13 protein-coding genes are annotated in these 13,575 nt (G+C 40.0%); 3 read left to right on the forward strand and 10 right to left on the reverse strand.

Annotation, left to right across the window (positions count from 1 at the left end; translation table 11 throughout):
* Positions 1–31: 31 nt before the first annotated feature.
* The 7 genes from ACXACJ_RS21410 to ACXACJ_RS21440 form a co-directional block, all read right to left on the reverse strand.
* Positions 32–877 carry a 4-hydroxy-3-methylbut-2-enyl diphosphate reductase gene (locus ACXACJ_RS21410; protein WP_475136475.1) on the reverse strand — a complete coding sequence of 282 codons (846 nt, stop codon included), beginning with the start codon at positions 875–877 and terminating at the stop codon, positions 32–34.
* Positions 878–969: 92 nt separating this feature from the next.
* Positions 970–1,806 (reverse strand): phytoene/squalene synthase family protein, encoded by an 837-nt coding sequence (locus ACXACJ_RS21415; protein WP_475136476.1) that lies wholly within the window; start codon positions 1,804–1,806, stop codon positions 970–972.
* A gap of 73 nt (positions 1,807–1,879) precedes the next feature.
* On the reverse strand, positions 1,880–3,355 hold the full coding sequence (locus ACXACJ_RS21420; protein ID WP_475136477.1) for a phytoene desaturase family protein: 1,476 nt from the start codon (positions 3,353–3,355) through the stop codon (positions 1,880–1,882).
* Between the two features lie 14 nt (positions 3,356–3,369).
* Entirely contained in the window at positions 3,370–3,879 is a 510-nt protein-coding gene (locus tag ACXACJ_RS21425; protein WP_475136478.1) for an RNA polymerase sigma factor, read from the reverse strand.
* Positions 3,880–4,108: 229 nt separating this feature from the next.
* Positions 4,109–5,029 carry a MerR family transcriptional regulator gene (locus ACXACJ_RS21430; protein WP_475136479.1) on the reverse strand — a complete coding sequence of 307 codons (921 nt, stop codon included), beginning with the start codon at positions 5,027–5,029 and terminating at the stop codon, positions 4,109–4,111.
* Positions 5,030–5,031: 2 nt separating this feature from the next.
* Positions 5,032–5,481, reverse strand: a complete 450-nt coding sequence (locus ACXACJ_RS21435; RefSeq protein ID WP_475136480.1) for a sterol desaturase family protein — start codon at positions 5,479–5,481, stop codon at positions 5,032–5,034.
* A gap of 43 nt (positions 5,482–5,524) precedes the next feature.
* Entirely contained in the window at positions 5,525–6,175 is a 651-nt protein-coding gene (locus ACXACJ_RS21440; protein ID WP_475136481.1) for a carotenoid biosynthesis protein, read from the reverse strand.
* Positions 6,176–6,254: 79 nt separating this feature from the next.
* Here ACXACJ_RS21440 and ACXACJ_RS21445 point away from each other — a divergent pair, with 79 nt between their 5' ends.
* Positions 6,255–6,557 (forward strand): DUF4286 family protein, encoded by a 303-nt coding sequence (locus tag ACXACJ_RS21445; RefSeq protein ID WP_475136482.1) that lies wholly within the window; start codon positions 6,255–6,257, stop codon positions 6,555–6,557.
* Between the two features lie 2 nt (positions 6,558–6,559).
* On the opposite strand, the gene ACXACJ_RS21450 is transcribed toward ACXACJ_RS21445, so the two are convergent.
* The 3 genes from ACXACJ_RS21450 to serS form a co-directional block, all read right to left on the reverse strand.
* Positions 6,560–7,030: an N-acetyltransferase family protein gene (locus tag ACXACJ_RS21450; RefSeq protein WP_475136483.1), complete on the reverse strand. Its 471-nt coding sequence runs from the start codon at positions 7,028–7,030 to the stop codon at positions 6,560–6,562.
* Positions 7,031–7,091: 61 nt separating this feature from the next.
* Positions 7,092–9,494 carry a T9SS type B sorting domain-containing protein gene (locus ACXACJ_RS21455; RefSeq protein ID WP_475136484.1) on the reverse strand — a complete coding sequence of 801 codons (2,403 nt, stop codon included), beginning with the start codon at positions 9,492–9,494 and terminating at the stop codon, positions 7,092–7,094.
* A gap of 67 nt (positions 9,495–9,561) precedes the next feature.
* Positions 9,562–10,833, reverse strand: coding sequence for a serine--tRNA ligase (gene serS / locus ACXACJ_RS21460; protein ID WP_475136485.1), 1,272 nt, complete (start codon positions 10,831–10,833; stop codon positions 9,562–9,564).
* Positions 10,834–11,091: 258 nt separating this feature from the next.
* On the opposite strand from serS, the gene rho reads away from it, so the two are divergent.
* Positions 11,092–12,768: a transcription termination factor Rho gene (gene rho / locus ACXACJ_RS21465; RefSeq protein ID WP_475136486.1), complete on the forward strand. Its 1,677-nt coding sequence runs from the start codon at positions 11,092–11,094 to the stop codon at positions 12,766–12,768.
* A gap of 133 nt (positions 12,769–12,901) precedes the next feature.
* Positions 12,902–13,516, forward strand: a complete 615-nt coding sequence (locus ACXACJ_RS21470) for a response regulator (RefSeq protein WP_475136487.1) — start codon at positions 12,902–12,904, stop codon at positions 13,514–13,516.
* Positions 13,517–13,575: the final 59 nt, after the last annotated feature.

Below are 13,575 nucleotides of genomic sequence, written 5' to 3' on the forward strand. Positions count from 1 at the left end.
ACCTAGAGGTAAAGTTTGGCTTGCGATCATTCTATAGCATTTCCAAATAAGTCTTTATTTCTTCCATAAGCCACATTGGGGTTGATGTAGCTCCGCAAATGCCAATGCGTTCGTTTTTCGAAAACCATTCTGTTTTAACATCATCCAAAGATGAAACGAAATAGGTATTGGGATTTTGACTGCGACAGACATTATACAGCACCTTTCCGTTCGAAGATTTTGTGCCGCTTACAAACACAATTTGATCGTAGTTTTTAGCAAAGGCCCGAAGTTCTTTGTCGCGATTGGATACCTGTCTGCAAATGGTGTCGTTACTGTTAACGCTAATTCCGCTTTCGGTTAGCACTTTATTGATTTCGTAAAACTGGTCGGTGCTTTTGGTGGTTTGGCTATACAGCGTAATTTCTTTCGGAAGATTCTCAATTTCCAATTCATCCAAATTCTGAAAAACAACCGCTTGATTATTGGTTTGGCCCAAAAGTCCTACTACTTCGGCATGGCCATGTTTTCCGTAAATGAATATGTTTTCTTCCTTATCGAATGAATTTTTGATTCTGTTTTGAAGCTTGAGCACTACCGGGCAAGAAGCATCTATCAACTCCAAATTATTCTCTAATGCTAATTGATAGGTTGAAGGCGGTTCGCCATGAGCTCGAATAAGCACTTTGGCGTTTTTAATTTCTTTTAATTGCTGATGATTGATGATTTCTAGCCCTTTCTGTTCCAGTCTTCTTACTTCTTCATCGTTGTGAACAATGTCGCCAAGGCAATACAATTGCCCAGTTTCATCCAGAATTTCTTCTGCCATTTCTATGGCGTAAACCACTCCAAAGCAGAAGCCCGAATTTACATCTATCTCGACTGTCAGGTTGAACATATGCTTGGAAACAGAAATCAAACGTTTATGTTTTGAGATTTTTCACAGTTTTTTCATCCTATATACGCGCTGTTAAGTGCTTATGGATGAGCCTAAATGATCTTTACTCTATGCTGAAAATAAGTGTAAAGCAGGATTCCCATTTTTTTGGAATCGGCAATTCGAATTCTCTGTTCTTTAATTTTTGAAGCGGGTAATTTTTTGATTTTGTTGAAGAGCTTTAGGTAATATCTGTAAGCCAAATAAACCCCTAGCTTAGCTCCGGCAGGCAATCGTAAAATGCCATCTAATGCTTCGTCAAAGTCTTTTTGAATATCTTCCTCTATTTGAGTCTTAGCTCCTTTCCCAAACTGATTAAAATCTACTCCAGGAAAATAAACTCGGCCTCGGTCTTCATAATCGCTTTTAATGTCTCTTATGAAGTTCACTTTTTGAAATGCTGCACCTAACTTTTTAGCTGGAGCTTCTAATGATTGATAAAGTTCTTTATCTCCTTCGCAGAAAACATAAAGGCACATAAGCCCTACCACTTCCGCAGAACCATAAATGTATTCTTCATAGCCGGCCTTATCGTAATGGGTTTCTTCCAGGTCGAGTTCCATGCTGAACAAAAAGGCATCAATGAGTTTATGATCTATCTGATATTTATTCACTACCCATTGGAAACTATGAAGAACCGGGTTAAGGCTCAGCTTATTATCAATAGCCTGATAGGTTCGTTCTTTAAAATCCTGAAGAAGCTTTCGTTTGTCCTGATCATGGAAAGTATCCACAATCTCATCGGCATAGCGAACAAAGCCGTAGATGGCATAAATGGGCATATGGAATTTTTTGTCCAAAGTTTTAATGCCCAAGGTGAATGAGGTGCTGTATCGCTTGGTAATCAGCTTGCTGCACTCCAAATTGGTTTTATCAAATAGATCCCTCATATCAGTAGAATAGCCCTGTATTTGAGCTACTTATGGTTCAATCGGCTTTATAACTAAAATATAACCTCGAGGTTTAAGAAAATTCCTTTAAAATTTCCTTTGCCACTACTTGGCCTGAAATCAGACTAGGCGGAACGCCCGGCCCAGGAACAGTTAGCTGGCCCGTGAAGTATAAGTTATCCAATTTTTTGCTTTTAAGCTGAGGCTTGAGAATGGCAGTTTGTTTTAATGTATTTGCCAAACCATAAGCATTGCCCTTAAAGGCATTGTAATCACTAACGAAATCTTTGTGGGCAAAAGATCTTTTATAAACGATATTCTCGCGAAAATCTAAACCCAGTTTATCTTTCATTCGATTCATAACCAAATCGAAATAATGCGCTCTGATTTCTTCCGTATCTTCTAATCCTGGTGCTACAGGAATAAGTATGAATACATTTTCACATCCTTCTGGCGCTACGGTATCATCTGTTTTTGAAGTGACAGAAACATAGAATAATGGATTTTCAGGCCATCTAGGGTCCGTATAAATATCGTGGGAATGAGGACCAAAATCCGTATCGAAAAATAGGTTATGGTGAAGGAGACCATCTAATTTTTTGTTCACGCCCAAATAGTACAACAAAGAAGAAGGAGCCATCACTCGGCTATCCCAATATTCTTCATCATAATTTCTTTTGCCTTTGCTTAAAAGCTGTGAATCTACATGATGATAATCTGCGCCAGCAACGATAATATCGGCAACAAATTCACCTTGAGGCGTGGTAACCGAACAGGCTTTGTCTCCTGTGTGATTAATGCTTTGAACTTCGTGGTTGGTTAAAATCTCGACACCTTTTTCGATGGCGAGGTTTTCCAAGGCTTCAACAATTTTGAACATTCCACCTTTCGGATACCATGTTCCTAAAGACATATCCGCGTAGTTCATCAAGCTATAAAGCGCAGGTGTGTTTTCAGGAAGTGCCCCCAAAAAGAGCACAGGAAATTCCATCAATTGAATGAGTTTTTCATGCTTAAAGAACTTCCGCACGTGTTTCGCCATCGACTGAAAAACATCCATTCTCAGAACATCAACCAGAAGTTTTGGATTGGCGAATTCCATAAGAGAACGACCAGGTTTATGTACCAAATCGTTTATGCCTACCTCGTATTTGTAGGCGGCTTGCTTCAAAAATTTTCTAAGTTGAATCCCGGCCCCTTTTTCAATGGAATCGAAAAGCTGTTCTAGCTCCTCCATTTTAGCAGGAAGCGGCATAACGTCTTGCTTATCGTAAATAACCTGATAGGAAGGGTCTAAGCGGATGAGCTCGTAATAATCGCTGGTAGATTTGCCAAACTGATTGAAAAAGTTTTCGAACACATCGGGCATCCAGTACCAACTAGGACCCATATCAAAGGTAAAGCCCGAATCAGAAAACTGTCGGGCTCTACCTCCAATGGTTGAATTTTTTTCTAAAAGCTTTACGCTAAAACCTTCGTGGGCTAAGCATATTGCTGTGGATAGGCCGGCAAATCCCGAACCTATGATAATTACATTTTCTTTTGCCATTCAAAGCTCAAATGCTAGCGAGTTTTGTAAGTTTTCAGTCTGTCTTTCAAAAGTTTTCTAGCGATGTGAATTCTGTTTTTCACAGTACCAATCGGAATCTCCAATCTGTCGGCAATTTCTTGATACTTGAAACCTCTGAAATAAAGCAGGAAAGGTGTTTTGTAAACATCATCCAATTTATCGATAGCGCTGTTGATGTCTCTTAAGGCGAAGTCACCGTAAGCTCTGTTTTCAATTTTGCTGTCAGAAGAATTGATGAAGTGTAGATTATCGGTAGTGTCAATGAAAGTTCCTCTTCTCACCATTCTTTGGTAATTAGTGATGAAGGTGTTTTTCATAATGGTATATAACCAAGCTTTCAAGTTTGTTCCGTCCGAAAACTTATCTCTGTTTTTGTAGGCCTTCATAAGCGTTTCTTGTAGCAGATCGTTAGCATCTTCCGAATCTTTGGTCAATTTCAGCGCAAAAGGTCTAAGAGACTTGGTCATTTGGCTGATGGTGTGATTATACTCAAGAGCTGTCATGGTTATGGATATTTTTGTTTAATCAAATTTGTTAAATAGTTAAACACAATCCAAGCAAAGACTGTGGAAGTTTTGCCAACAAAAGTTAAACAAAAGTTAATTTGCTTAGTCTATTGAAAGATCAACGACTACAAATGCCCATTTCAGAGCCATAAACGGCAATTTTTAGGGTTTAAATTTTGTTTAAAAAAATTAAACAAAACTAAAACAAGAGAGGTTGGGAGAAATCTTAATGTGGAATTTTTTGCCCACTTGAGATTTTGAGTGTGGAATTTTCTTCCACATAGTCAATCAAATGGTTAAGGTTTGATACCGCTTTTACATTCTCAGGCAGGTTTAAATCCTGTCCGATCACCTGTCGACCGCTTACCAGAATCTGAGAATTTGGGAACAGTTTTGATACTGTTTGAAGGTATTCTTCGGGCGCATTATCATTAGGGCGCGAGGTTAGCACAGTAAGCAAGAATTCGGGCTCATAGGCTTCATATACTTGCCTTAAATCTTCCAAAGGAAGAGTTTGTCCTAAGTAAATCACTTTAGCCTGCCTCGACTTTATTAAGTAGCTAGCAAAAAGCAGATTGAGCTCGTGCAATTCACCTTCAGGTAAATAGAGCATGTATTTAGGTGCTGAAGTATCTGTGGTTGCTACTTGACCATCGATAGCGGCTATAATTTTCTGTTTGATTAGGTGGCTGATGAAATGCTCGTGTGCTGGATTGATGGCATCTGTTTGCCACATGATTCCGATCTTGGCTAGAAAAGGGCTGATGATTTTCATCATGGTTCTTTCAAAGCCGATTTTCAAAGTATTGCTACTGATGATCTTTTCGAAACGCTGTTCGTCTAAATCGATCATCGAAAGGGTAAGTGCATAAATCTGATCAGAGAAGTTGGTGGTTTTGTCCGCATTTTCGTTGACAGCTTCAATCAGCTCTTCTTTAGACATTTCGGCTATTTTGGAAATTTTATAGCCATTGTCCTTGAGCAAGGAAACATTGAGAATGAGCTTTAAATCATCCTGATCGTAATATCGAATATTGGTTTCTGTGCGCTTTGGGTTGATTAAATTGTATCGCTGTTCCCAAACACGCAAAGTGTGAGCTTTAATCCCTGAAAGGTGCTCTAAATCCTTAATTGAATAATTCGCCACGACTATTTCTCTCCTTCTTCTCTAAAATACTTTTTCGGCACTAACAACAATCCGAAAGATACACTTCCGTCTTTTTCTCTAGACTTATGGTGATCGCGATGGGCTTTGGCTATCGCTTTCAAATATTTGGATTTAGGTCTTCCAAACCAGCTCAACCTTTTATGAATCAACACATCGTGTAACACAAAATATAATGTGCCATACAAGCTGATTCCGGTTCCAATCCAAAATCGATAATCTAGCGTTTCAACACCTAGGAAAATAAGTACAATGGCTATTCCTCCAAAAATGAGAGTGAATACATCATTGAATTCTAAAAATCCCTTTGTGTGTTGATGATGGGTTTTATGAATTTTCCATAAAACCCCGTGCATAATGTATTTATGGATCCACCAAGAGAATGCTTCCATCAGGGCAAAACCTAAGAATAACCATAACACAGATTCAATCATTAGCCACACAACTGGTTGTTGAATACTTTGTTTATAAAATTTTTCAAATTAAGCTAAGCACTGCGAAAAACAAACTCATTATGTATAAAAGCTTAATTGCCAGTGGATTGTTTTTAGAAAACGGTAATTTTTGAAAGAGAAAGTGAAGGCACAGCGCAGTGACAAACCAACCTATGTAATTTTGTAATGGAATTTCGCCTGCCTGCCAACTCCAAAAATCAAAGGCAATGGCCACAGGTTCAATAAACAAATCCAAGGCAGTCATCATTAAAGCCCCAAGGATGCAGCGCAGCCAGAAGTTAGAAGTTAAGGCATTGCTGGCAAACCCCGTGATGTAAATCAGTATGGCCCAGTTAAGTCCAATGGCTAAAGGCACATTCATAACTTGAAAACCCAGTGTAGCACCATAACTATATTCTCCGAAAATTTTGCCTGTTGAAACGCCAACTACTTCTATCAAAAAACCTAAAACCGCAGTGAGAATGATAAAAAGAAAATAGGCTGGCTTTTTCTCTTCTTCAAAATGAAAAATAATGGCAGCTGTTAATAATAGATTGAACGGTGTAAGCTGAATGAACAGATCGCGCGTATTTTCAAAGCTAAGGCCGATAACTCCTGCCGCATACATGGCCATTAAAAGGAATAAGGCCAGTTTTTGATTTCTTGGACCTGTAGAAAGTAATTGTTCAATCATGGTTTAAAATCCCGTCTTGATGGCGTATTTGTTTAGAGCTTCGAAATGATTGTTCTAAATTTGCCTTAAAGCTAATGCTATGATTTTATACAACGTTACTGTAGCCATTGAAAAGTCGGTTGAAGAAGACTGGAAAGTTTGGATGAAGGATATTCATATTCCTGAAGTTATGGCCACAGGTGCTTTTATAGAGTTTAAATTTTTTAAGGTGATGAAAGAAGAGGAAGATTCTTCTTCATACAGCATTCAGTTTTTTGCAGAAGACATGGCTAAACTACAGCATTACCTTGGTCATCATGCGCCAGCTCTTCAGCAGAAGAGTGCACAGGCTTTTCCTGATAAATTTGCAGCTTTCAGAACCCTACTTAGGCAAGAAGTTTAAGTTTAGCTAAACTTAAAGTCTTGGATTTGCTGATATTCTAATTTGCAGTTGATCCACTCTTCGTCCAAATCTGCCCCCAGTTTTTTGTAGAAGTTAATGGCTGGCTCATTCCAATCGAGTACTTGCCACATTACCTGTTTGGCGTTTACAGCTTGAGCTTCTTTAACAATGGCGTCTAAAAGCAGTTTTCCCAAGCCTTTTCCGCGCTGAGATTCGCGAACTACCAAATCCTCTAGGTAAATCGCTTTTCCTTTCCAGGTAGAATAACGGTAATAGAAAATGGCTGTTCCTTGGATTTGACCTTCTACTTCGGCTACAAAAAATTCAAAAATGGGTTTCGCTCCAAAACCATCTTCTTGCATTCTTTCTACCGAATTGTCCACTTGGTCGAGCGCCTTTTCATATTCGGCTAATTCTTTTACAAGCTCTAAAATTGCGGGTAAATCTTGAATGGTTCCTTTTCTGATTTGCATTTGTAGTGGTTTGAAGTTTTAAGCTTAGTTTCTTCTGGAAGACTTTTGATTGGGTGCAAATTTACCTCACCAGTTCAATTTTGCCAGTTCGCAACTCATCTATTGAATATTCGTTTACCTCGAGTTTCCAGGCCGCTTTATAAGAATATTGACCGATGGGTGCGGGTTTGCCTTGAAAATAGCCGTCCCAACGTTTGGCTGGCGAATCGGAATAGAAAACTATGGCTCCCCAGCGGTTATAAATGGTCATGTGAAACTCAAAATCGCATGAGGTTGACGGCCCAAAAGTGTCGTTATTCTGATCGCCATTCGGAGAAAAGGCAGTTGGCATAAATACCTTCGGAATGGTTTCTTCCACAATTTGGCTTGAGGAAGTGCTACAATTATTAGCGTCCGTGACCAAAACAGAGTAAGTGCCCTGAGGAAACCCTGTTGCCAAAGCCGTTTCATCTGGAGAATAATCCCATGTGAATCGGTAAGGTGGTGTTCCGCCCGAAACAAAGGCTTCTAATGTGCCGTCACTTCCTCCTGGGCAAGAAACCAAGGTCGAAGCAATCGAATCGATTACCAGCGGTTCTGGTTCACCAATTGAAAATTTTAAAGTGATTTTACAGTCGTTTTCATCTAGGATATCTACGGAGTAATCTCCTTTTTTCAGGCCAGTGGCTATAGGCTTGTTAGAAACACCATTAGGCCAGTAATACGTGTAATCGCCAGTTCCGCCCGAAACCATTGCGGTTGCCGATCCCGAAGCTTGTCCATAACACAAGGCATCCGAAGCTTCAATATCCCCTTTAAGTTGAGTGGGCTGTGTAATTTCAAATTGAAATTCGCTGATACAGCCATCAGCATTAACTAAAACAGAATAGCTGCCCGCTGGTAGCCCTGTGATTTCGTTTTCATTTGCAGTTCCGCTGTTATTGGTTTGCCAAATAAACCCAAGAGGCGTGGTGCCTTGCTTTATAATGGCTTCGGCAGAGCCATTATTCCCATTATAGCAACTCACATGGTGCAGATTGAATTCAACCAAAATTTCATCTCTTACATCAACTTCTAAGATCGGAGAATCACCATCACAAACGTCAGTAGCCGTGCTTGTGCTTTCGGTAAAGTACAAGGTTCCTTTTCCTGGAGCATTCCATTGAACTTCGATTTCAGGCGAACCTTGTCCGTTTATAATTTGCCCGTTGGTGATGTGCCATGTGTACAGCGAGCCCGGGCTTTCCACTGCTGTATATGTGTACACCTGATCGATTTCTAAAAAACAAATTATATCTAAACCGTCTGGTTTTAATGGCTCGAGCTTTTCGTTGATGGTTACATCTAATGTGGTGTCTATTTCGCAATAAACACTCGAAGTGGCCTTTAGCGAAACGGAGGCTGCATTGTTAGTGTCGCCCCAATTCACAATAATTTCGTTTGTGTTTTCGCCTGAAACAATTTTACCACCGTCAACGATCCACTCATAACTGTAACCGCTAATGCTGGCTGCGGTATAAGTAACGCCTTCAAGGTTTGGGCAAACTGAAGTTGGGCCTTCAATGCCGATTTCAGGTTTAAAGTCTAAAGTAGTGGTTCCGCTGATGGATGAAACCACATCGGGTTCGTTCGCAAAACCTCCATATTCTACAATATATCCTGTTGGGGCAAATTGTCCATCACCTCCTGCGTTGGGCAAATCATTCCATCTGCCTGGAGGAGAAGACCAGTCCATCATGTGAGCGTAATCTTCGTCACCGCCTGTGTTGTTGGGCTCTCCATTGTTCCAATTAATGAAACCAGCGGAGAGCAATCTTCCCGCTCCACCGTTTTCGGCAAGTTCTGGCCCAGTAACCCAGCGCCAAGTGCCTTCTTGAGCTTCATCGGAAGCTCCAATCCAAGCCGTTCCTGAAACCCTGTTCAGAATGAAATCATTTTCTTCGCTGGTTGTGATTGTGGCCAAATAGCCTTTCAATCCAAAGAATTCTGTTTGTGAAGCTTTGTCTCTTGCACTGGACCAAGTAACTCCGCTTTCAGCAAAAAATTGATAGAAATGGCCATTGGTTACCAAAAAATCTAAGTTAGAAAGGCTGACATCGATATTTTTAGTATTGAGACTGGTGCTTTCAGAATAGAAAAAAGTTTGGGCAAGAGCGTCTCTATATTGCTGAACCGTGGCTTGCCCAGATAGATTTAATACGCCATTGGCGTCATCATAAGAGGTATTGATGCCAGCATTGCCAGCGAAGTAAAGTGTATCTGTGGCCGCATCGTAATTTTCGCCAATTACAATTTGAATGCCTTCCAGCGGATCGTTATCGTTGCCTTCCAGCGTAACAATTTCGCTTATGCTCATGGCAGCATTGGGTGTATAACAAAAATACGCTTGCATTTTTACCTCAAGCGTATTCTGTGCCTGTACACCCAAGGCTGTACTAAGCAAAATGATCCACAAAGAAATTTTAGAAATTTTGTTCCTCAACACAGTCCTCTGGTATAGATAGATAGCCTCAAAAATGAGGTTTCTAAGATAGGAGAATTAAGGGTTAAAATTAAATTCTATCAAATCCAGTATACGGAATTAATACCTCTGGTATATTGATTCCATGCTCGGTCTGATTGTTCTCTAAAATTGAAGCAATAATTCTTGGTAAAGCTAAAGCGCTACCGTTCAAAGTATGGAGCAGAGTGGTTTTCTTGTCTTCGCCTTTATATCTCAGTTTTAATCTGTTTGCCTGATAAGTTTCAAAGTTACTTACTGAACTCACCTCAAGCCATTTTTCTTGAGCTGCAGAGTACACTTCAAAATCGAAAGTAAGTGCTGACGTGAAACCAATATCGCCACCGCATAATCTCAAAATTCTATATTGAAGACCTAGCTTTCCGAGCAAACTGGCTACGTGATTACACATGTCATCCAAAGCTTTGTAAGAATCTTCAGGCTTACATACCTGCACAATTTCTACTTTGTCGAATTGATGAAGGCGGTTTAGACCGCGAACATGGGCTCCCCAGCTTCCTGCTTCTCTTCGGAAACATGGCGTAAAACCGCAATGCTTTACAGGAAGTTGATCTTCATTTACGATTACATCTCTGTATAAATTTGTGATTGGAACCTCCGCTGTAGGAATAAGAAAAAGATTTTCGTTGCCTACATGGTACATCTGTCCTTCTTTATCGGGCAATTGGCCGGTGCCATAACCAGAAGCTTCATTTACCATGATTGGAGGCTGCACTTCAGAATAGCCAGCCGCAACAGCTTCGTCTAAAAAGAAGTTGACCAAAGCTCTTTGCAAACGAGCACCTTTACCTTTATACACAGGGAAGCCTGCACCGGTGATTTTTATACCTAAGTCGAAGTCTATTATGTCGTATTGCTTGATTAAATCCCAGTGAGGAACGGCTTTGTCATGAAGCTTAGGCGCTTCTCCCACCGTTTTTACTACTTCATTGTCCTCCTCAGTATTTCCACTAGGCACTGAAGTATGAGGGACGTTCGGGATGGTGTAAAGCAAATCCTGAAGCTCTTTTTCGATTTGGGCAAGTTGCTCGCCTAACTCTTTGCTTTCGGCTTTAAGTTGGGCTGTTTTCGCTTTAATCTCGTTAGCTTCTTCTTTTTTGCCTTGTTTCATTAAGGCGCCAATTTCTCTAGCAATGGCATTGGCTTCTGCCAAGTTGGAGTCCAGCGATTGTTGTGTGGATTTTCTGTTTTCGTCCAAGGCAATGGCTTGGTCTAATACTTCTTCCAAATTAGGGAAATTTCTTTTTTTCAATCCCTCGATTACACGCTCTTTTTCAGAAACAATCTGGCTGATTTGCAACATGGCTATTTTTGATTTAGGAGGGCAAATTAAATGAATTCCACCCAAAAAGGAGAGATAATCTTAGTGCTTCTGCATCTATTTGTCTAATTTTAGCGTTAATGCTTGACAAGTAATTTGGGAACCTCTATTATTGCATGTTCCTAAGATGAGAGTGATCTTTTCCGCACATCATCTCTTGAATTACTCTAAATAATTAATCAGAAAATTTTTATTTAATCTTTCCCCACCAGGAATAGGGATTCCCCAAAGAATAAATTTATGTACACCATTGAAGAATTGAAGGTTAGGCTTCTTTCAGAACTGAAGGAGATTGCCGAAGCCATGGGCTTGAAGAACTACAAAAAGCTCGCAAAGCAAGAACTAATTTATGCTATTCTCGATCAGCAGGCCATCACCCCCGATGAAAAATTGCCAAAGAAATCGAGCGAAAAAACTGAAGAAGCTGCCCCTTCCCCTCAAGCAGAAAAAACAAACACCCCTAAGAACGAAAAATCAGAAAAAGATCGTCCTACAAGAAGAAGGGTGAAAAGAGAAAACGTAACGGATTCTAAATCTGAAGATTCAACCAGCGAGGCTAAAACCGAAGTTGCTGTTGAAGAAACTAAGGAAGAAGCACCAGAAGTACCTAAAAAACAGCCAAGACGCGAGCAACCAAAAGAAGAAAATGTGGAAGCGCCAGCGTCTAATTCATCTCAAGAAAACGAGAGTGAAAATGGCAAAAGAGAGGGTAGAAGGAACGATAAAAGGGAAAACGGAAACGGAGAGAGAAGGGAAAACCGCAGGAACCAAAAACAACAATACAATCAAAACATCAAGGATTTTGATGGTTTAATTGAAAGCGAAGGCGTTTTGGAAATTATGCAAGATGGCTATGGTTTCTTAAGGTCTTCTGACTACAATTATTTGGCGAGCCCAGACGATATTTATGTTTCACCTTCACAAATCAAACTGTTTGGCCTTAAAACAGGCGATACAGTTAAAGGTCAAATCAGACCTCCTAAAGAAGGAGAAAAGTATTTCGCTCTTTTAAGAGTAGAATCTGTAAACGGAAAAACTACCGAGGAAATCAGAGATAGAGTTCCTTTTGAATATTTAACACCTCTTTTCCCAGAAGAGAAAATTAACTTAAGTACTAAGCCAAGCATCAACTCTACCCGTATTTTGGACATGTTCGCGCCAATCGGTAAAGGACAAAGAGGTATGATTGTGGCTCAGCCAAAAACTGGTAAAACGGTACTTTTGAAAGAAGTGGCCAACGCCATTGCTGAAAACCACCCAGAAATTTATTTGATCATCCTTTTGATCGATGAAAGACCTGAAGAGGTTACTGATATGGCAAGAAGCGTTAAAGCTGAAGTTATTTCTTCAACTTTCGATGAGCAAGCTGAGCGCCATGTTAAGGTTTCTAACATTGTGTTGGAAAAAGCAAAAAGAATGGTTGAGTGTGGTCACGATGTAGTGATTCTTCTTGATTCTATTACCCGTTTGGCTAGAGCTTATAACACTGTAGTTCCTTCGTCAGGAAAAATTCTTTCTGGTGGTGTGGATGCTAACGCACTTCACAAACCTAAGCGTTTCTTTGGTGCGGCAAGAAATGTAGAAAATGGCGGATCGCTTTCTATCATTGCTACTGCGCTTATCGAAACAGGTTCTAAAATGGACGAGGTTATCTTTGAAGAATTCAAAGGTACAGGTAACATGGAGCTTCAATTGGACAGAAAATTGGCCAACAAGCGTGTTTATCCGGCTATCGATGTGCCTGCTTCTGGAACCAGAAGAGAAGATTTGTTGATGAGCAAAGAAGAACTTCAGCGTGTATGGATTTTGAGAAAATTCATGTCAGACATGAACTCGACAGAAGCCATGGAATTCCTTTTGGAAAGAATGAAAGGAACTCGCGACAACGAAGAATTCTTGATTTCAATGAACGGATAATCGTTTTAGATATAATTTTTAAAGCCTGTTTGGAAACTCAGACAGGCTTTTTTTATGGCCTGTGTTCATGAAAAAACAGAATTCCATACAAACCAACTTGCAAAGAGCCTCTTTTTCATTTAGATTTTAAGGTATGATGAAAAAGAGGGTGCTGGTTGTTGAAAACGAAATCATTATTGCCGATAATCTCTGCAGTACACTTGATTCTTTAGGGTACGAAGTGAGTGAGCCTGCCTTGAGTTACGCTATGGCTATTGATACGCTGAAAAATCAAGAATTTGACATCGCCATTTTAGATATTCATTTGGGAGGGAAAAAAACAGGGATTGATGTAGCTGATTATATCCGAACCCATCTTAAAATTCCTTTCATTTTTCTGTCTTCCCATTCCGATCAAAAAACATTGGAATTGGCGAAAAGCACTATGCCTTATGCCTATTTAGTAAAACCTTTTCAGCCAGCGGATGTAATGACAGCTTTGGAAATTGCGATGAACAATTTCAGTCGTTTTGCGAAATCTGAACCAAACGCCAAGAGCAACTCAATCCCGGATTTAACGGCTATGGAAAGGGTGATTATCCGCTTGGTTGCCGAAAAATTGACCACCAAACAAATCGCTGAGAAGCTCTTTATTAGTGAGAATACGGTGAAAAATCATCGCCATAATATTTGCGCAAAGCTTGGGCTTACATCGGGAACACACTCCCTTTTAATGTGGGCTTTAGAAAACTCAGAGCATCTGGGTTAGATTCTATTCAAAACGGGCGAAATTTCCACACTTGCTCCTTTGGGCTTATGAGATTATAG

Source organism: Roseivirga sp. AWQ4_251, assembly GCF_056158225.1.

What these genes read in the sequence shown, in the direction of transcription:
- ACXACJ_RS21445 (WP_475136482.1), top strand. Translation starts at nt 6,255, where the DNA reads ATGATTTTATACAACGTTACTGTAGCCATTGAAAAGTCGGTTGAAGAA.
- ACXACJ_RS21420 (WP_475136477.1), bottom strand. Translation starts at nt 3,355, where the DNA reads ATGGCAAAAGAAAATGTAATTATCATAGGTTCGGGATTTGCCGGCCTA.
- rho (WP_475136486.1), top strand. Translation starts at nt 11,092, where the DNA reads ATGTACACCATTGAAGAATTGAAGGTTAGGCTTCTTTCAGAACTGAAG.
- serS (WP_475136485.1), bottom strand. Translation starts at nt 10,833, where the DNA reads ATGTTGCAAATCAGCCAGATTGTTTCTGAAAAAGAGCGTGTAATCGAG.
- ACXACJ_RS21450 (WP_475136483.1), bottom strand. Translation starts at nt 7,030, where the DNA reads ATGCAAATCAGAAAAGGAACCATTCAAGATTTACCCGCAATTTTAGAG.
- ACXACJ_RS21425 (WP_475136478.1), bottom strand. Translation starts at nt 3,879, where the DNA reads ATGACAGCTCTTGAGTATAATCACACCATCAGCCAAATGACCAAGTCT.
- ACXACJ_RS21415 (WP_475136476.1), bottom strand. Translation starts at nt 1,806, where the DNA reads ATGAGGGATCTATTTGATAAAACCAATTTGGAGTGCAGCAAGCTGATT.
- ACXACJ_RS21440 (WP_475136481.1), bottom strand. Translation starts at nt 6,175, where the DNA reads ATGATTGAACAATTACTTTCTACAGGTCCAAGAAATCAAAAACTGGCC.
- ACXACJ_RS21410 (WP_475136475.1), bottom strand. Translation starts at nt 877, where the DNA reads ATGTTCAACCTGACAGTCGAGATAGATGTAAATTCGGGCTTCTGCTTT.
- ACXACJ_RS21435 (WP_475136480.1), bottom strand. Translation starts at nt 5,481, where the DNA reads ATGATTGAATCTGTGTTATGGTTATTCTTAGGTTTTGCCCTGATGGAA.
- ACXACJ_RS21470 (WP_475136487.1), top strand. Translation starts at nt 12,902, where the DNA reads ATGATGAAAAAGAGGGTGCTGGTTGTTGAAAACGAAATCATTATTGCC.